This is a genomic window from Pseudomonas sp. B21-036 (assembly GCF_024748925.1).
Lineage (GTDB): Bacteria > Pseudomonadota > Gammaproteobacteria > Pseudomonadales > Pseudomonadaceae > Aquipseudomonas > Aquipseudomonas palmensis.
In genome coordinates this window covers 5,435,635-5,452,281 of sequence record NZ_CP087178.1, presented here as the reverse complement: position 1 = coordinate 5,452,281, position 16,647 = coordinate 5,435,635, and the positions used below count along the sequence as shown (strand labels likewise).

17 protein-coding genes and 1 other RNA gene are annotated in these 16,647 nt (G+C 66.2%); 10 read left to right on the top strand and 8 right to left on the bottom strand.

Translation table 11 applies throughout. The features are described from left to right. Positions 1–95: 95 nt before the first annotated feature. Positions 96–506, top strand: coding sequence for a flagellar basal body-associated protein FliL (locus tag LOY33_RS24855; RefSeq protein WP_054915500.1), 411 nt, complete (start codon positions 96–98; stop codon positions 504–506). On the opposite strand, the gene LOY33_RS24850 is transcribed toward LOY33_RS24855, so the two are convergent. The 4 genes from LOY33_RS24850 to LOY33_RS24835 form a co-directional block, all read right to left on the bottom strand. After that, a complete protein-coding gene (locus LOY33_RS24850) occupies positions 507–1,616 on the bottom strand; it encodes an ABC transporter permease (RefSeq protein WP_043863399.1) in 1,110 nt (369 codons plus the stop codon). Further along, positions 1,616–4,351, bottom strand: coding sequence for a ribosome-associated ATPase/putative transporter RbbA (rbbA, locus tag LOY33_RS24845; RefSeq protein WP_258660428.1), 2,736 nt, complete (start codon positions 4,349–4,351; stop codon positions 1,616–1,618). Before rbbA ends, LOY33_RS24850 begins: the two co-directional genes overlap by 1 nt. Then, on the bottom strand, positions 4,348–5,313 hold the full coding sequence (locus LOY33_RS24840; RefSeq protein WP_043863401.1) for an HlyD family secretion protein: 966 nt from the start codon (positions 5,311–5,313) through the stop codon (positions 4,348–4,350). The genes rbbA and LOY33_RS24840 overlap by 4 nt, the downstream gene beginning before the upstream one ends. Positions 5,314–5,408: 95 nt before the next feature. After that, on the bottom strand, positions 5,409–5,858 hold the full coding sequence (locus LOY33_RS24835) for an EVE domain-containing protein (RefSeq protein WP_258660427.1): 450 nt from the start codon (positions 5,856–5,858) through the stop codon (positions 5,409–5,411). Positions 5,859–6,041: 183 nt separating this feature from the next. Between LOY33_RS24835 and LOY33_RS24830 the strand changes: the two genes are divergently transcribed. Beyond that, positions 6,042–6,191: a hypothetical protein gene (locus LOY33_RS24830; RefSeq protein ID WP_167400226.1), complete on the top strand. Its 150-nt coding sequence runs from the start codon at positions 6,042–6,044 to the stop codon at positions 6,189–6,191. 16 nt (positions 6,192–6,207) lie between these two features. Here LOY33_RS24830 and LOY33_RS24825 read toward each other — a convergent pair whose 3' ends face one another. The 4 genes from LOY33_RS24825 to LOY33_RS24810 form a co-directional block, all read right to left on the bottom strand. Then, positions 6,208–6,813 carry a 5-formyltetrahydrofolate cyclo-ligase gene (locus tag LOY33_RS24825; protein ID WP_043863403.1) on the bottom strand — a complete coding sequence of 202 codons (606 nt, stop codon included), beginning with the start codon at positions 6,811–6,813 and terminating at the stop codon, positions 6,208–6,210. Between the two features lie 86 nt (positions 6,814–6,899). Next, positions 6,900–7,077, bottom strand: a non-coding RNA gene (gene ssrS / locus LOY33_RS24820) — 6S RNA. Between the two features lie 19 nt (positions 7,078–7,096). Next, positions 7,097–7,414 (bottom strand): cell division protein ZapA, encoded by a 318-nt coding sequence (locus LOY33_RS24815; protein WP_043863404.1) that lies wholly within the window; start codon positions 7,412–7,414, stop codon positions 7,097–7,099. Beyond that, complete coding sequence (locus LOY33_RS24810) at positions 7,411–7,620, bottom strand: TIGR02449 family protein (RefSeq protein ID WP_043863405.1); 210 nt, start codon at positions 7,618–7,620, stop codon at positions 7,411–7,413. The genes LOY33_RS24815 and LOY33_RS24810 overlap by 4 nt, the downstream gene beginning before the upstream one ends. 153 nt (positions 7,621–7,773) lie before the next feature. Between LOY33_RS24810 and LOY33_RS24805 the strand changes: the two genes are divergently transcribed. The 8 genes from LOY33_RS24805 (at position 7,774) to gcvH (ending at position 16,626) form a co-directional block, all read left to right on the top strand. Then, complete coding sequence (locus LOY33_RS24805; RefSeq protein WP_043863406.1) at positions 7,774–8,328, top strand: YecA family protein; 555 nt, start codon at positions 7,774–7,776, stop codon at positions 8,326–8,328. A gap of 26 nt (positions 8,329–8,354) precedes the next feature. After that, entirely contained in the window at positions 8,355–9,689 is a 1,335-nt protein-coding gene (gene pepP / locus LOY33_RS24800) for a Xaa-Pro aminopeptidase (RefSeq protein ID WP_043863469.1), read from the top strand. Further along, entirely contained in the window at positions 9,686–10,882 is a 1,197-nt protein-coding gene (gene ubiH / locus LOY33_RS24795) for a 2-octaprenyl-6-methoxyphenyl hydroxylase (protein WP_104572815.1), read from the top strand. The genes pepP and ubiH overlap by 4 nt, the downstream gene beginning before the upstream one ends. Positions 10,883–10,918: 36 nt before the next feature. After that, the gene (locus LOY33_RS24790) at positions 10,919–12,136 is read left to right on the top strand and encodes a 2-octaprenyl-3-methyl-6-methoxy-1,4-benzoquinol hydroxylase (RefSeq protein ID WP_168186836.1); all 1,218 of its coding nucleotides are present in this window, start codon (positions 10,919–10,921) and stop codon (positions 12,134–12,136) included. A gap of 105 nt (positions 12,137–12,241) precedes the next feature. Beyond that, on the top strand, positions 12,242–13,243 hold the full coding sequence (locus tag LOY33_RS24785; RefSeq protein WP_258660419.1) for an extracellular solute-binding protein: 1,002 nt from the start codon (positions 12,242–12,244) through the stop codon (positions 13,241–13,243). Between the two features lie 130 nt (positions 13,244–13,373). Beyond that, the gene (locus tag LOY33_RS24780) at positions 13,374–14,996 is read left to right on the top strand and encodes an iron ABC transporter permease (protein WP_058541753.1); all 1,623 of its coding nucleotides are present in this window, start codon (positions 13,374–13,376) and stop codon (positions 14,994–14,996) included. A 118-nt stretch (positions 14,997–15,114) separates the two neighbouring features. Next, the gene (gene gcvT, locus LOY33_RS24775; RefSeq protein ID WP_043863411.1) at positions 15,115–16,197 is read left to right on the top strand and encodes a glycine cleavage system aminomethyltransferase GcvT; all 1,083 of its coding nucleotides are present in this window, start codon (positions 15,115–15,117) and stop codon (positions 16,195–16,197) included. 45 nt (positions 16,198–16,242) lie between these two features. After that, a complete protein-coding gene (gcvH, locus tag LOY33_RS24770) occupies positions 16,243–16,626 on the top strand; it encodes a glycine cleavage system protein GcvH (protein ID WP_043863412.1) in 384 nt (127 codons plus the stop codon). Positions 16,627–16,647 lie beyond the last annotated feature (21 nt).

Genomic DNA, 16,647 nt, shown 5'->3' with positions numbered 1-16,647 from the left:
GAGCATGCCCCGGCCTGATAAGCCGGCATAAGCCCGGGCTTGGGTTTGGCGAAGGCGCTGGGTATGCTGGCGCCAACTGTTTGAGGAGCGAATTGGTGAAAGCGTGGATCTTGATGGTACTGGCCCTGATGCTGCCAGCGGCGGCCATGGCCGAAGAAGCCAAGGACGGAGAGGGCGCGCCGAAGGTGTCGTACATCTCCCTGACCCCGCCACTGGTGGGCAACTATGCCCTTGATGGCGGCCCCAAGCTGCGCGTGTACAAGGCCGATGTGGCGTTGCGCGTGGACAACGATGTGGATGCGGCCGCGGTCAAGCACCACGAACCGCTGATCCGCAACCAGCTGGTGGCCCTGTTCACCCAGCAGAGCCTGGACGGCATGAGCAACGTCGAGGCCAAGGAACACCTTCGCCAGGAAGCCCTCAAGCAGGTGCAGCAGGTGCTCAACGGCGAAGAAGGCCGGCCGGTGGTGGCCGACCTGCTGTTCAACAACCTGATCGTGCAGTAGTCACGAGGCCAGGCTGCGGCGAAAGCGTGCCAGGGCGATCGCAAAGAACGCCAGGCCGATCGCCGCCAGCGCCAGCAGGTCCGGCCACACCACCGATGCGTCGGCGTCGCGGAACAGGATCGCGGCACCCAGGCTGACGAAGTGGGTGGAGGGTGACAGTTGCATCACCCACTGCAGCCATTGCGGCATGCTGTCCAGCGGCGTGCTGCCGCCCGACAGCAACAGCATCGGGATGATCACCGGGATCGCCAGCAAGCCGAACTGCGGGGTCGAGCGCGCCAGTGTGGCGAGGAAGATCCCCAGCGCGGTACTGGCGAACAGGTACAGCGCGGTCACGCCCAGGAACAACCCCATGGAGCCGGCCAGTGGCACTCCCAATGCCCCCTTGACCACCACCTCCAGCGACACCCAGGTGCACAGCACCACCACCAGTGCGTTGCTGCCGATCTTGGCCAGCATGATTTCCAGTGCCGTCAGTGGCAGTACCAGCAGGTGGTCGAGGGTGCCGTGCTCGCGTTCGCGCAGCAGCGCAGTGCCGGTCAGCACGATGGCCAGGATGGTGATGTTGTTGACGATCTGGATCACCGCCAGAAACCAGCCGCCCTCCAGGTTGGGGTTGAACAGCGCCCGTGGGCTCAGCAGCGCCGGGCTCTGCACGGCCTGCTTGGCGTAGTCGAGCAGCTCGCGTTCGAAGATCCGCCCGATGTAGCCGGCGCCCATGAACGCCTGGCTCATGGCGGTGGCGTCGACGTTCACCTGCAGTTCCGGGGTGCGCCCGGCCAGCAGGTCGCTCTGGAAGTTCACCGGGATATTGATCACGAAGGTGTACTGGCCGCTGTCCATGGCCTGGTCGAGCTGGTCGTAGGGCAGCGTCACCGCCGGCTGGAACTCCGGCGGTTGCAGCGCCTCGCCCAGCTTGCGCGAGACCAGGCTGTGGTCTTCGTCGACGATGGCCACGCTGGCGTTGTGCACGCCGATCACCGAGCCGGCGGCGGGCATGTAGATGGCCACGCTGAAGGCATACAGCAGAAACAGCAGCAGCACGCTGTCGTGGCGCAGGCTGGTCAGCTCCTTGAGACCGAGGCGGTAGATATGGGCCAGGCGCTGCATCAGACCTCCTGCTTTTTCAGCATGATCAGGCTCAGCCCGGTGAAGCCGGCGAAGAACCCGAACAGGGCCAGGCACTGCGGCCAGAGTTCGCGCAGGTCCAGGGCCTTGGTGAAGGTGCCGACGGCAATGTCGAGGAAGTAGCCGGCCGGGAACAGCTGGCCCATCAGTGCTGCCGCGCCATCGAGTGAAGAGCGCGGCACGATCAGCCCGGAGAACTGGATGGTCGGCAGGCTGGTGATGATCATGGTGCCCAGGATCGCCGCGATCTGGGTGCGGGTGAATGCCGAGATCAGCAGCCCCAGGCTGGTGGTGGCCAGCAGGTACAGCACCCCGCCGCAGGCCAGGGCCAGTGCGCTGCCCTTGAAGGGCACGCCGAACAGCCAGCGGTTCATCGCCACCAGCAACGCCAGGTTGACCAGGCTCACCAGCAGGTACGGGGCCTGCTTGCCGAGCAGGAACTCCAGGCGCGTGAGCGGCGTGGCGTAGAAGTTGGTGATCGAGCCCAGCTCTTTTTCACGCACGATGCCCAGTGCCGTGAGCATCGCGGGAATGAACGCCAGGATCAGCGCCATCACCCCGGGGCCGATGGCGTTCACGCTGATCACGTCCTGGTTGTAGCGAAAGCGGGTTTCAAGCTTTACCGCTGCCTGGCCTGGCTGTGCGCGGCTGCTCAGCGCGGCGAGCTGTTCGAGGTTGGCCTGGTGCACGGCCTCCACATAGTTGCGGCTGGTTTCGGCGCGAAACGGCATGCCGCCATCGAGCCAGGCCGCCACCACCGGCTGGCGCCCGGCATTCAGGTCGCGGCCAAAGCCGGGGGGGATCTCCAGCGCCAGCTTGATTTCCGAGCGTTGCAGGCGCTTGTGCAGTTGCGCGGCGTCGCGGATCGGCGCCTGCTCGGCGAAGTAGCGCGAGCCGCGAAACGCTTCCAGGTACAGACGGCTTTGCGGGCTCTGGTCCTGGTCGTAGACCGCGAATGCCAGGTTCTCCACGTCCAGCGAAATGCCATAGCCGAAGATCACCATCATGAACAGCGCACCGAGCAGGGCGAAGGCCAGGCGCACCTTGTCGCGCAGCAGCTCCTTGCCTTCGCGGGTGGCTACCGCGAACAGCCGCACGAAGCTGAAGCCGCTGCGGGGCGGCGGGCTGGCGGCCTCGGCGGTGGTGTTCACCGGTTGGGCCTCGGTCGGCGCCGGGCTGCTGTTCTGCGCCTGTTCCAGGCAGGTGACGAAGGCGTCTTCCAGGGTCTGGCCGCCGAACTGCTGTTGCAGCGCGGCCGGGGTATCGCAGGCCAGCACACGGCCGGCGTGCATCAGCGAGATGCGGTCGCAGCGCAGCGCCTCGTTCATGAAGTGGGTGGACAGGAAAATGGTCACGCCCTGCTCGCGGGACAGCTCGATCAGCAGGCGCCAGAAGTCGTCGCGTGCGGCCGGGTCGACGCCGGAGGTGGGTTCGTCGAGGATCAGCACTTCAGGCCGGTGCAGCACCGCCACGGCCAGCGACAGGCGCTGGCGCAGGCCCAGCGGCAGGGCGCCGGACTGCTGGTCGGCAATGTCGCCCAGGTCGAAGCGCTCGATCAGTTCGGCGATGCGCGGGGTGCTGTCGGCCTTTTTCAGGTCGAACAGGCGCGCGTGCAGCTCGAGGTTCTGACGCACGCTCAGTTCGCCATACAGCGAAAAGCTCTGCGACATGAAGCCGACGCGCTTGCGCGTGGCCAGGTCCTTGGCGTCGACCGGGCGGCCGAGCAGGGTGGCGCTGCCTTCGCTGGCCGGCATCAGGCCGGTGAGCACCTTCATGGTGGTGGTCTTGCCACAGCCGTTGGAGCCCAGGAAACCGAAGATCTCGCCACGGCCGATGGCGAAGCTGACCTTGTTCACTGCGGTGAAGTCGCCGAAGCGCAGGGTCAGTTCATGGGCCTCGATGGCGATGTCGCCGTCGTCGGCCGGGCGTGGCGGGATCACCAGCGGCGCCTGGGTGCGGCTGCGGTCATCCTGCTGCTGGCTCTGGTAGCAGGTGAAGGCGTCGTCCAGCTTGCCGCTGGCGGTGGCGCCGGCCAGCTCGCGGCTCAGCCCCTGGGCGATCAGGCGGCCACGGTCGAGCATCAGACAGTGCTCGAACTGTTCGGCCTCTTCCATGTAGGCGGTGGCCACCAGCAGGGTCAGTTGCGGACGCTCGCCGCGCACCTGCTCCACCAGCTCCCAGAAGCGCCGGCGCGACAGCGGGTCGACGCCGGTGGTGGGCTCGTCGAGAATCAGCAGGTCGGGCTCGTGGATCAGTGCGCAGCACAGCCCGAGTTTCTGCTTCATGCCCCCGGAGAGCTTGCCTGCCGGGCGCTCGGCAAAGCGTTCCAGGTCGGTGGCCAGCAGCAGCGCGTGCATGCGCGTGTCGCACTCGGAACGGCTCAGGCCGAACAGCGTGGCGAAGAAGCGGATGTTCTCGCTGATCGACAGCTCTGGGTACAGGTTGCCGCCCAGGCCCTGGGGCATGAAGGCGATGCGCGGGTACAGGCTGTTGCGGTGGCGGCGCTGGCGGATCGAGCCGTCCAGCACCTGCAACTCGCCCTGTTGCAGCTTCTTGACCCCGGCAATCAGCCCCAGCAGGCTCGACTTGCCCGCACCGTCCGGGCCGATCAGGCCGCAGCGGGTGCCTGCCGGCAGTTCAAAGCAGATGTTTTGCAGGGCCTCGAGGGAGCCGTAGCGGTGGCTGATGCCACGCGCCTGCAGCGCCAGGGCCGTCATTGCAGGTTGGCCGGCCAGTCCACGGGGGCGCTACGCACATAGCCGGCGCCGGGCATGCCCGGCTTGGCCTGGGGCACCGCGCTGGGCTCGGTCAGGCGCAGCTTGACGCGAAACACCAGCTTCTGGCGCTCGTCACGGGTTTCCACCTGCTTGGGGGTGAACTGCGCCTTGGCTGCCACGAAGCTGATCTTGGCCGGCAGTGCGCGGTCGGGCAGGGCATCGAGCACGATGCGTGCCTGGTCGCCCACGGTCAGCTTGCCGGTGGTGGAGGCGGGCAGATAGAGGTTCATGTACTGGTCGCTGGGGTCGATCAGCAGCAGTACGCGCCCGCCGGCCCCGAGCACTTCGCCCGGTTCGGCCAGGCGCAGCTGGATCACGCCATCGATGGGCGCGCGCAGGCTGCTGTCGTCGATTTCGCTGGTGAGCTGGGCCACCTGGGCCTCGGCGGCACCGATGGCGGCCTTGATTGCCGCGAGTTGCGCTCGCGCTGCCACCACGGCTGAATTGCTGGTGTCGTAGCGGGCCTGCTGCTGGTCGAGCAATTGCTGGCTGGAGTACTTGCGCTGGAACAGTTCGCGCACGCGCTTGAGTTCCTGGCTGGCCAGCAGCTGTTCGCTCTGGCGCAGCTGCACGGTGGCCTGGGCGGCCGCGTAGTTCTCGCGGGCACGCAGCACTTCGGCTTCGGCCTGGTTGCGCTGGGCCTCCATGGTGCGGGTGTCGATGCGCGCCAGCAGTTGGCCCTTGTGCACCACGTCGCCCTCGTCGGCCAGCACTTCGGCCAGGCGCCCCGGCACTTTGGTGGCGATCTGCACCTCGGTGGCCTCAAGGCGACCGTTGCCCATGCTCAGGCCTTCGGGCAGACGGTCGTGCATGGACTTCCAGTAGCCCAGGCCGCCGGCTGCCACCAGCAGCGCAATCAGCGCGCCGGCAAAGAGTTTGGGGGTGTGTTGGCTCATCGACATGCACCTGCATCCTGCTGCGTTTGACGTCAGAGTCTGACGTTTTGCCTACCGTGGCGGGTTGATACGTATCAAACGAGTGGGCATCTTACGCGAAATTAACGTAGTGCGAGCACCGCGGCCCATTGTTCGTCCGTCACCGGCATCACCGACAGGCGGCTGCCCTTCTGTACCAGTGGCAGTTCGGCCAGTGCCGCCTGTTGCTTGAGGTAGCCAAGGCCCAGCACCTTGCGCATGGTTTCCACATGCTCCACGTCCACTGCGCTCCACGGGTTCTTCTCGGCGCTGGCCTTGGCGTCGAAGTAGTGGCTCTCGGGGTCCAGTGCGGTGGGGTCGGGGTAGGCGGCGGTGGTGATGCGGGCAATACCGGCGATGCCGGGCTCGGGGCAGCTGGAGTGGTAGAAGAAGAACAGGTCGCCCACCGCCATGGCGTGCATGAAGTTGCGCGCCTGGTAGTTGCGCACCCCGTCCCAGCGCGCCTGGCCGAGGCGGGCGAGGTCTTCGATCGAGAGCTCGTCGGGCTCGGATTTCATCAGCCAGTAGGCCATCGTTGACGCTCCAGACAAAGTTTGAAATAACCTGTTGCATGAAACCGACAGCCGGTTGGCGTCAACGTTTGCGTGTGGCACCAGGTTGTCGGAGAATGCGCGCATTTTAAGCTTGACGCTGCTGCACGGCATAATAAAAACCGTTGCTGTCATCGTGATGAGTTTGCCTGAGGGGGGCAATCGATGAATCGCAAACCGGATTTGCTCTGGGTGCTCGTTTTTCTGTTTGGCCTGGGTGTGGTCACCACCGGCTATGCACAAAGCCTGTGGGAACAGAAACTCGAAACAGCCGCCTACGAGATGCCGGCCGCCCCGACCCCCGTCAAGCGTTGAGCCTTGCGGCGCCCGTTCAGGGTGCCAGGTACCACCCCCTGTCCGATACCGTGCCCTGCAGCGGCACGTCCCAACTGGCCTGGGCCAGTCGTTGCACTTTCTGGCATTCGTGCGCCAGCCCCAGCAGCAGGGGTTTCTTCCAGGCCTTGCGCCGCCCCTGATACGCCAGGCTGCGGTCATAGAACCCGCCGCCCATGCCCAGTCGCCCACCCGTCTCGTCGAAACCCACCAGCGGCAGCAGGATCAGGTCCAGTGCCCAGGTGGGTCGCTGGCGTGTGAGATTGATGCGTGGTTCGGGGATGCGGAAGCGGTTGGGGCGCAGTTTTTCACCGTGCTCGAAGCGCTGGAAGGCCATGCGGGTTCTGGGCCAGGCGTGCAGCACCGGCAGGTAGGTATGCTTGCCTCGACGTTGAGCTTCGCGCAGCAGCAGGCGCGGGTCGATCTCGCTGTCGTTGGGCAGGTACAGGGCAATGTGCCGGGCACGACGAAACAGCGGGTGCTGCGCCAGTTGCCGGTACAGGCCGCGCGCGGCACGGCGCTGTTCGGCCGGGCTGAGGGCACGGCGGGCATCACGGAGCAGACGACGAAGTTGGGGGCGGGTAAGCGGCGCGGTGTCGGTCATGGCACGGGCGGTCCCTGGGGCGACTGCCACGCAGGGGTGGCAGTGCATGTGCGTGCGCCGCTGGGTGGGCGCAGGCTGGAGAATTCAGGCTCCCCGACGAACCGCTGTCGGTGTAGCCCTTGAACCCGAAAGTTCAAGGTGGAGATTACAGGAGGCGTTAAGGCTTTCCGTCAAGCGGACATGCACACCGGCCCCACGTGCAACCCCCGTGGTTGTGCGTATCGGCTCAGGGACATGACCGACTGGCAAGCACTCCAGGGAGTGGTCGGAGTATACCCGAAACTCAGGCCGGTTTTGAACCCGCGTCGTCGGCCAATGCCTGATCGACACGTTCGAGCAGGTCGCGCACCTGTTCACGGGTGGCACCGCCGGTGGGCGCCTGCGGGCGCTCCTGATTGTGCAGCAGGTCGTGGGTGATGTTCAGCGCCGCCATCACCGCGATACGGTCGGCGCCGATCACCTTGCCGCTGCTGCGGATCTCGCGCATCTTGCTGTCCAGGTAGCGCGCTGCGCTGACCAGGTTGCTGCGCTCTTCCGGCGGGCAGATGATCGAATACTCCTTGTCGAGGATCTGAACGGTGACGCTATTGCTTGAACTCATGAGTCTTGCTCCAGGGCCTTGAGCCGCGAAATCATCGATTCGACCTTACGCCGGGCGATCTCGTTTTTTTCGATGAGGTGGGCGCGCTCCTCGCGCCAGGATTTTTCCTGAGCTAATAGGAGTGCATTTTGCCGCTTTAGTTGCTCGACACGTTCGATCAACAGCTCGAATCGGCCCATCAGCGCTTGCAGGTCGTTCTCTGGCATGACGTGCCACTCGCTTTTGTCAGACGGGTCTTACCCGCTCATTAAGTTCCGGCATGCCCCGAATTGGCGGCGTCGATGGTCTTGGCGCGCCTGCCGGTGCTAGGATACAAGGCCTTCATTCTAGTCATTGCGCCGTCTGGCGCCTAGCTGCCCATGCCCATTACGAATTCGCCATACACCGCTTTTGCCACCTTGCTCACCAGCAACGGTCACCCTGTTTCGCCTGCCGAGCTTCACGGCTTGTTGCTCGGGCGCAGCTGCGCCGGCGCCGGCTTCGATGCCGACGGCTGGTTGGCCGATGCGGCCCACCTGCTGGAAGTCGATCCTGTAGACAATGTTCGTAACGCTTTGATCGGCCTGCAGGAGATGGTCAAGGGCGAACTCACCGGTGAAGAAGTCACCGTCGTGCTGTTGCTGCCCACCGACGATGCCCCGCTGACCGAGCGTGCCATCGCCCTGGGCGAGTGGTGCAAAGGCTTCCTGTACGGCTTCGGCCTCAACTCGGCAGGCCTGAGCCTGAGTGCCGAAGCCAAGGAAGTGCTGGGTGACCTGGATGCCATTTCCCAGGTCCAGGATGCACTGGAAGAATCCGAAGACGGCGAAAGCGACTATATGGAAGTGATGGAGTACCTGCGCGTCGCACCGATGCTGCTGTTCTCCGAGCTGGCCAAGCCACAGGCGCCTGCGCCCAAGCCTTCCTTGCACTAAATGCCGAACAGGGGTTCCTCGTGCCAATAGCCCATATCCCCAAAGCGGAGTATGCCCGTCGTCGCAAGGCGCTGATGGCGCAGATGGAACCCAACAGCATCGCCATCCTGCCCGCGGCCGCGGTGGCCATTCGCAACCGCGACGTGGAGCACGTGTACCGCCAGGACAGCGACTTCCAGTACCTCAGCGGCTTCCCGGAGCCCGAGGCGGTGATTGCGCTGATCCCCGGCCGTGAGCACGGTGAGTACGTGCTGTTCTGCCGCGAGCGCAACCCCGAGCGCGAGCTGTGGGACGGCCTGCGCGCTGGCCAGGAAGGTGCGATACGCGAATACGGCGCGGACGATGCGTTCCCCATCACCGACATCGACGACATCCTGCCGGGCCTGATCGAAGGCCGCGACCGGGTGTACTCGGCCATGGGCAGCCACCCCGAATTCGACCGCCACCTGATGGAGTGGATCAACGTGATCCGCTCCAAGGCCAACCTCGGCGCCCAGCCACCGAACGAGTTCGTTGCGCTGGATCATCTGCTGCACGACATGCGCCTGTATAAATCGGCCACGGAAGTGAAGGTGATGCGCGAGGCCGCGGCGATTTCGGCACGCGCCCATGTGCGGGCCATGCAGGCCTGCCGCGCCGGGTTGCACGAATACAGCCTGGAGGCCGAGCTGGACTACGAGTTCCGCAAGGGCGGGGCGAAGATGCCGGCCTACGGCTCGATCGTGGCATCGGGTCGCAACGCCTGCATCCTGCATTACCAGCAGAACGACGCCCTGCTCAAGGACGGCGACCTGGTCCTGATCGACGCCGGGTGCGAGATCGACTGCTACGCCAGCGACATCACCCGCACCTTCCCGGTCAGCGGGCGCTTCTCGCCGGAGCAGAAAGCGATCTACGAGCTGGTGCTCAAGGCCCAGGCTGCAGCCTTTGCCGCGATTGCACCGGGCAAGCACTGGAACCATGCCCACGAGGCCACCGTGCAGGTGATCACCGAAGGGCTGGTGGAGCTGGGGCTGCTCAAGGGCGATGTGCCGGCGCTGATCGAGGCCGAGGCCCATCGGGCCTTCTACATGCACCGCGCCGGTCACTGGCTGGGGCTGGATGTGCACGACGTCGGCGAGTACAAGGTCGCCGACCAGTGGCGCGTGCTGGAGCCGGGCATGGCCCTGACGGTGGAGCCGGGCATCTACATTGCTGCCGACAACCAGAGCGTCGCGAAGAAGTGGCGCGGTATCGGCGTACGAATCGAGGACGACGTAGTGGTGACCAAGCAGGGCTGTGAAATCCTGACCTCCGGCGTACCGCGCACGGTGGCCGAAATCGAAGCATTGATGGCGGCTGCACGCAGCCACGCCGCATGAGCCGGGTCAACCTTGCCATCATCGGTGGCGGCCTGGTCGGTGCCAGCCTGGCGCTGGCCCTGCAGGCCGGGGCCAGGGCGCGTGGCTGGAAGATCCTGCTGATCGAGCCGTTCGCCCCCGGCGACAGCTTCCAGCCCAGTTACGACGCACGTTCCTCGGCGCTTTCCTACGGCACCCGGCAGATCTACGAGCGTCTGGGCCTGTGGCAGCCGATCAGCCGCCGCGCCGAACCGATCCGCCAGATCCAGGTGTCCGACCGTGGCCGCTTTGGCGCCACCCGCCTGGACGCCCTGGAAGAAGGCGTGCCGGCACTCGGCTACGTGGTCGAGAACGCCTGGCTCGGCCAGTGCCTGTGGCAGGGGCTGGATGCCGAGGTGGTGACTTGGCGCTGCCCGGCGCAGGTCAGCGCGATGCAGCCGCTGGCCGACGGCTACCGCCTGACACTGGATGACGACACCACGGTGGACTGCGACCTGGCGGTACTGGCCGACGGCGGGCGTTCCGGGCTGCGCGAGCAGTTGGGCATCCACGTCAGCCAGCGCCCGTACAACCAGAGTGCGCTGATCGCCAACATCACCCCGAGCGAGGCCCATTGCGGGCAGGCGTTCGAACGCTTCACCGATGACGGCCCGATGGCCTTGCTGCCGCTGCCGGAAAACCGCTGCGCGCTGGTCTGGACCCGTGCCGGAATGGATGCCAAACGGCTGGCCGAGATCGACGAACGAGCCTTCCTGGCCGAGCTGCAAGGCGTGTTCGGCTACCGTCTGGGCACCTTGCGCCAGGTGGGCGCGCGTCACCTCTACCCGCTGTCGCTGGTCGAGGCCCAGGAGCAGGTGCGCTCGCACCTGGTGGTGCTGGGCAACGCCGCGCACAGCCTGCACCCGATTGCCGGGCAGGGTTTCAACCTGTCGCTGCGAGACGTGCAGTCGCTGGCTGACGGTCTGCTGGCCGGGCCCGAAGTACCAGGCGACCTGGCGACCCTGCAGGCCTACCGCGAGCGCCAGCGCCTGGACCAGGACCTGACCGTGGGCTTCTCCGACAAGGTCACGCGGTTGTTCGGCAGCGGCCAGCCGTTGCTCGCCACCGGGCGCAACCTGGGCCTGCTGGGCCTGGACCTGCTGCCCCCGGCCAAGCGCTGGTTCGCCCGCCAGGCCATGGGCCTGGGTACACGCCCGGACCAGCCTGGCCAATGACCCCTTCTTCTCTTTATCGGGCTTGAAAGCATGGAAATGCGCGCAGATCTGTTGATTGTCGGTGCCGGAATGGTCGGTAGCGCCCTGGCCCTGGCCTTGCAGCACAGTGGCCTGGACATCCTGCTGCTCGACGGCAGCCCCCTGACGGTCAAGCCGTTCGATGCACAGGCGCCCTTCGAGCCGCGAGTCAGCGCGCTGTCGATGGCCAGCCAGCGCATCCTCGAGCGCGTGGGCGCCTGGCAGCACATCCGCGAGCGGCGCCTGAGCCCGTATTCGGACATGCACGTGTGGGACGGCAGCGGCACCGGGCAGATCCACTTTTCGGCCGCCAGCGTGCACGCCGAGGTGCTCGGCCACATCGTCGAGAACCGCGTGGTGCAGGACGGTCTGCTGCAGCGCCTGCACGACAGCGAGATCGGCCTGCTGGCCAACGCCCGCCTGGAGCAGATGCGCCGCAGTGGCGACGACTGGCTGCTGACCCTGGCCGATGGCCGCACCCTGCGCGCGCCGCTGGTAATTGCGGCTGACGGCGCCAACTCGGCGGTGCGCCGCCTGACCGGCTGCCAAACCCGTGAGTGGGACTACCTGCACCACGCCATCGTGACCAGCGTGCACTGTGCCGAGCCGCACCAGGCCACAGCCTGGCAGCGCTTCACCGATGACGGCCCGCTGGCGTTTCTGCCACTGCTGCGCGACGGCCAGCAGCACTGGTGCTCCATCGTGTGGTCGACCACGCCTGCGCAGGCCGAGCGCCTCATGGCCCTGCCGGACGAAGCCTTCTGCGCCGAGCTGGAGCGGGCCTTCGAGGGCCGCCTGGGCACGGTGCTGGCGGCCGACCCACGGCTGTGCGTACCGCTGCGCCAGCGCCATGCCAAGCGCTACGTGGCCGAGGGCCTGGCGTTGATCGGCGATGCGGCACATACCATTCACCCGCTGGCCGGGCAGGGCGTGAACCTTGGCTTTCTGGACGCGGCGGTGCTGGCCGAAGTGCTGCAGCATGCCCATGAGCGCGGCGAGCGCCTGGCCGACGTGCGCGTGCTGAGCCGCTACGAACGACGGCGCATGCCGCACAACCTGGCCTTGATGGCCGCAATGGAGGGCTTCGAGCGACTGTTCCAGGCCGACCCGCTGCCGCTGCGCTGGCTGCGCAACAGTGGCCTGAAGTGGGTGGAGCAACTGCCGGAGGCCAAGGCGCTGTTCGTGCGCCAGGCGCTGGGGCTGAGCGGCGACCTGCCGGAGCTGGCACGGGCCTGAGGCGGCACCGCAACATCTGGTAACTCCTCCCTTGGCAGTTCGGTTGAGAAGGCAAATGGCATTCACTACCATTTGCGCCTCTCCCGCATTCCGAGGACCGCCTTCATGTTGCCACGCAAGCATCTACTCGCCGCCCTGGCGCTCACCCTGCTGGGCGGTACCGCACAGGCGGGGGACGAGGTGGTGGTGTATTCCTCGCGCATCGACGAGCTGATCAAGCCGGTATTCGATGCCTACACCAAGGAAACCGGGGTCAAGGTCAAGTTCATCACCGACAAGGAAGCGCCGTTGATGCAGCGCATCAAGGCCGAGGGCAGCAACGCCACCGCCGACCTGCTGCTGACCGTGGATGCCGGCAACCTCTGGCAGGCCGAGCAGATGGGTATCCTGCAGCCGATCAAGTCGGCCGTGATCGACGCCAACATTCCCCCGCAGTATCGCGCTTCGTCCCATGACTGGACCGGCCTGAGCCTGCGCGCGCGGACCATTGCCTACGCCACCGACCGGGTCAAGCCCGAGGAGCTGAGCACCTACGAGGCGCTGGCCGGCAAGGAATGGGAAGGGCGCTTGTGCCTGCGTACCGCCAAGAAGGTCTACAACCAGTCGCTGACCGCGACCCTGATCGAAACCCACGGCGCCGAGAAGACCGAAGAGATCCTCAAGGGCTGGGTGAACAACCTGTCCACCGACGTGTTCTCGGATGACGTGGCAGTGCTCAAGGCCATCGAGGCCGGGCAGTGCGACGTGGGCATCGTCAATACCTACTACTATGGCCGCCTGCACAAGGAGCAGCCGCAGCTGCCGATCAAGCTGTTCTGGCCCAACCAGGCCGACCGTGGCGTGCACGTCAACCTGTCGGGCATCGGCTTGACCCGGCACGCGCCGCACAAGGAGGCCGCGATCAAGCTGGTGGAGTGGATGACCGGGCCGCAGGCGCAGAAGATCTTCGCCGATGTGAACCAGGAGTTCCCGGCCAACCCCAAGGTCGAACCTTCGGCAGAAGTGGCGGCGTGGGGCAAGTTCAAAGCCGACAGCCTGCCGGTGGAAGTGGCGGGCAAGCGTCAGGCTGAAGCGATTCGCCTGATGGATCGGGCTGGCTGGAACTGAGCGCAAGACCTTATCCTTGCGGGGCCCTCCAGGGCCCCTTCGCCGGCAATGCCGGCTCCTACAGGTAATGCGCGACCCCTGTAGGAGCCGGCGTTGCCGGCGAATCTCACATTCGCTAGAGATCTCCCCCTTGGCCCACCCCGCCCAACGCCGCTGGTACCCCCTGGTCTTCACCGTCTGCGCGCTGGTGCTGCTGCCGCTGAGCGTGCTGGTGCTGTCGTGGCAGAGCATCGACCTGCAGATCTGGTCGCACCTGCTCGACACCCAGATGAGCCGCCTGTTGGGCAACACCCTGACCTTGATCCTCGGCGTGGGCGTCGGCGTCACCGTGCTGGGCGTGAGCCTGGCCTGGCTCACGAGCCTGTGCGAATTCCCCGGCCGACGCTGGCTCGACTGGGCATTGATGCTGCCCTTCGCCATCCCCGCCTATGTGCTGGCGTTCGTCTTCGTCGGTTTGCTGGACTTCTCCGGCCCGGTGCAAACCCTGCTGCGCGAATGGTTCGGCCCCATGCGCCTGCCGCGCGTGCGCTCCACCGGCGGGGTGATCATCGTGCTGGTGCTGGTGTTCTACCCCTATGTCTACCTGCTGGCACGTACCGCCTTCCTGGCCCAGGGCAAGGGCCTGATGGAAGCGGCGCGGGTGCTCGGGCAATCGCCGCTGCAAGCCTTCTGGCGCGTGGCCCTGCCCATGGCGCGGCCGGCGATCGGCGCGGGCGTGGCGCTGGCGCTGATGGAAACCCTGGCCGACTTCGGCGCGGTGGCCGTGTTCAACTTCGACACCTTCACCACCGCCATCTACAAGACCTGGTACGGCTTCTTCAGCCTCTCCAGCGCCGCCCAGCTCGCCAGCCTGTTGCTGCTGGCCGTCATGCTGGTGCTGTACGGCGAGCGCCGGGCCCGCGGTGCGGTACGCAGCAGCAACGAGCGGCCCCGGGTGGCGGCGCTGTACCACCTGCGCGGGGTCAAGGCGCTGGCTGCCAGCAGCTGGTGCCTGCTGGTGTTTGCCTGCGCGTTCGTTATCCCGGTGCTGCAGTTGCTGGTGTGGTTCTGGCAGCGCGGGCGTTTCGACCTCGACGAGCGCTATGGCGCGCTCATCCTGCATACCCTGTACCTGGGCGCCATGGCTGCGCTGATCACCGTGGCGGTGGCACTGCTGCTGGCGTTTGCCCGACGCCAGGCCCCCACCCGCGTGGTGCGCGCCGGGGTCAGCCTGGCCAACCTGGGCTACGCCTTGCCCGGCTCGGTATTGGCGGTGTCGATCATGCTGGCCTTCAGTTACCTCGACAACCAGCTGGTGGTGCCGCTTTCGAGCTGGCTTGGCGGTGCCGGCCGGCCGCTGCTGATGGGCAGCCTGGCGGCACTGCTGCTGGCCTATCTGGTGCGCTTCATTGCCGTGGCCTACGGCCCCTTGGAAAACAGCCTGGGGCGCATCCGGCCCTCGCTGCCGGAGGCCTCGCGCAGCCTCGGGGTCAGCGGCCCGCGATTGTTTTTCAAGGTGTATCTCCCGCTGCTGGTGCCGGGTGCGCTGAGCGCGGCGCTGCTGGTGTTCGTCGATGTGCTCAAGGAGATGCCCGCCACCCTGCTGATGCGCCCGTTCGGTTGGGACACCCTGGCGGTGCGGGTATTCGAGATGACCAGCGAGGGCGAGTGGTCGCGTGCCTCGCTGCCGGCGTTGACGCTGGTGCTGGTGGGGCTGCTGCCAGTCATCGGTTTGATAAGGCGTTCGGCGCGTCACCCGGGTCAGAGTCACTGAGGGTGTAAGGCTGCGCCCTTGCGGCTACAATGCGCGGCATTCGCTGCGGCCGATCAGCACCGGGTAGCTGAAACGCTGCCCTCAGCCGCAGCCTCGCCACGCCCGGAAGGAGAAACCCATGGGACAGCGTACGCCTCTTTATGACCTGCACCTGGCGCTTGGCGCCAAGATGGTCGATTTTGGCGGTTGGGACATGCCCCTGCATTACGGCTCGCAAGTCGAGGAGCACCACCAGGTGCGCCGCGACTGCGGGGTCTTCGATGTCTCGCACCTCACCGTGATCGATGTGCACGGCGCCCAGGCCACGCCCTGGCTGCGCTGGTTGCTGGCCAACGATGTGGCCAGCCCGAATGCCCACGGCAAGGCCCTGTACAGCACCCTGCTCAACGAACAGGGCGGTGTGATCGACGACCTGCTGGTCTACCGCACCGACGACGGCTACCGCCTGGTGGCCAACGCCGCCACCCGCGACAAGGACCTGGCCTGGCTGCAGGCCCATATCGGCGACTACGACGTGCAGGTGCGCGAGCGTCCCGAACTGTCGATCTTCGCTGTGCAGGGCCCGCATGCGCGGGACAAGCTGGCCGAACTGGTGAGCAGTGACCGTGCGGCGCTGATTCGTGAACTGGCCCCCTTCGAAGGCCGCAGCAGTGGGGACTGGTTCATCTCGCGTACCGGCTACACCGGCGAAGACGGCCTGGAGATCACCCTGCCGGCAGAGCAGGCCCCGGCGTTCTTCAACGACCTGGTCGGCGCCGGTATTGCCCCCAGCGGGCTGGGCGCGCGCGATACCTTGCGCCTGGAAGCGGGCATGACGCTGTACGGACAGGACATCGACGAGGCACACTCGCCACTGACCTCCAACCTGGCCCACAACATCGCCCTGGAACCGGCCGACCGCGACTTCATCGGACGCCGTGCGCTGGAGGCCGAACAGGCCGCAGGCGTGCAGCTGAAACTGGTCGGCCTGGTGCTCGAGGAACGCGGTGTACTGCGTGCGCATCAGGTGGTGCGAATCGCACAGATTGGCGAAGGGGAGATCACCAGTGGTAGTTTCTCTCCTACGCTGAGCAAGGCGATTGCCCTGGCCCGCGTGCCGGTGGCTACCGCCGACCGCGCCGAGGTGGAAATTCGCGGCAAGTGGTACCCGGTACGGGTGGTCAAGCCGACCTTCGTGCGCCAGGGCAAGATCCTGATCTGAATTCATTCCGGCGGGCCGACCGCTGACCTGTTGAGGAAAGACACTATGAGCAATATCCCCGCCGACCTGCGTTTTGCCGAGAGCCACGAGTGGGCCAGGCTGGAAGCCGACGGTACCGTCACCGTGGGCATCAGCGACCACGCCCAGGAGGCTCTGGGCGACGTGGTATTCGTCGAACTGGCCGAGGTCGGCAAGGTGTTCGCGGCCAAGGACGCCGCCGGTGTGGTGGAGTCGGTGAAAGCCGCTTCGGATATCTACGCGCCGGTCAGCGGCGAAGTGATCGCGGTCAACGAAGACCTTAGCGACAGCCCTGAGAACCTGAACAACGATCCTTACGCCAGCTGGATCTTCAAGCTCAAGCCGTCCAACCCGGCAGAGCTGGAGCAGTTGCTGGACGCTGCCGGCTACAAGGCCGCCATCGGCGAGTAGTTTTTCCCGCACGAACGGCAA

Excerpts from the sequence above, each read along its gene's own strand:
- LOY33_RS24850 (WP_043863399.1), bottom strand. The coding sequence starts at position 1,616 with ATGCAGCGCCTGGCCCATATCTACCGCCTCGGTCTCAAGGAGCTGACC.
- rbbA (WP_258660428.1), bottom strand. The coding sequence starts at position 4,351 with ATGACGGCCCTGGCGCTGCAGGCGCGTGGCATCAGCCACCGCTACGGC.
- LOY33_RS24840 (WP_043863401.1), bottom strand. The coding sequence starts at position 5,313 with ATGTCGATGAGCCAACACACCCCCAAACTCTTTGCCGGCGCGCTGATT.
- LOY33_RS24835 (WP_258660427.1), bottom strand. The coding sequence starts at position 5,858 with ATGGCCTACTGGCTGATGAAATCCGAGCCCGACGAGCTCTCGATCGAA.
- LOY33_RS24830 (WP_167400226.1), top strand. The coding sequence starts at position 6,042 with ATGAATCGCAAACCGGATTTGCTCTGGGTGCTCGTTTTTCTGTTTGGC.
- LOY33_RS24825 (WP_043863403.1), bottom strand. The coding sequence starts at position 6,813 with ATGACCGACACCGCGCCGCTTACCCGCCCCCAACTTCGTCGTCTGCTC.
- LOY33_RS24815 (WP_043863404.1), bottom strand. The coding sequence starts at position 7,414 with ATGAGTTCAAGCAATAGCGTCACCGTTCAGATCCTCGACAAGGAGTAT.
- LOY33_RS24810 (WP_043863405.1), bottom strand. The coding sequence starts at position 7,620 with ATGCCAGAGAACGACCTGCAAGCGCTGATGGGCCGATTCGAGCTGTTG.
- LOY33_RS24805 (WP_043863406.1), top strand. The coding sequence starts at position 7,774 with ATGCCCATTACGAATTCGCCATACACCGCTTTTGCCACCTTGCTCACC.
- ubiH (WP_104572815.1), top strand. The coding sequence starts at position 9,686 with ATGAGCCGGGTCAACCTTGCCATCATCGGTGGCGGCCTGGTCGGTGCC.
- LOY33_RS24790 (WP_168186836.1), top strand. The coding sequence starts at position 10,919 with ATGCGCGCAGATCTGTTGATTGTCGGTGCCGGAATGGTCGGTAGCGCC.
- LOY33_RS24785 (WP_258660419.1), top strand. The coding sequence starts at position 12,242 with ATGTTGCCACGCAAGCATCTACTCGCCGCCCTGGCGCTCACCCTGCTG.
- gcvT (WP_043863411.1), top strand. The coding sequence starts at position 15,115 with ATGGGACAGCGTACGCCTCTTTATGACCTGCACCTGGCGCTTGGCGCC.
- gcvH (WP_043863412.1), top strand. The coding sequence starts at position 16,243 with ATGAGCAATATCCCCGCCGACCTGCGTTTTGCCGAGAGCCACGAGTGG.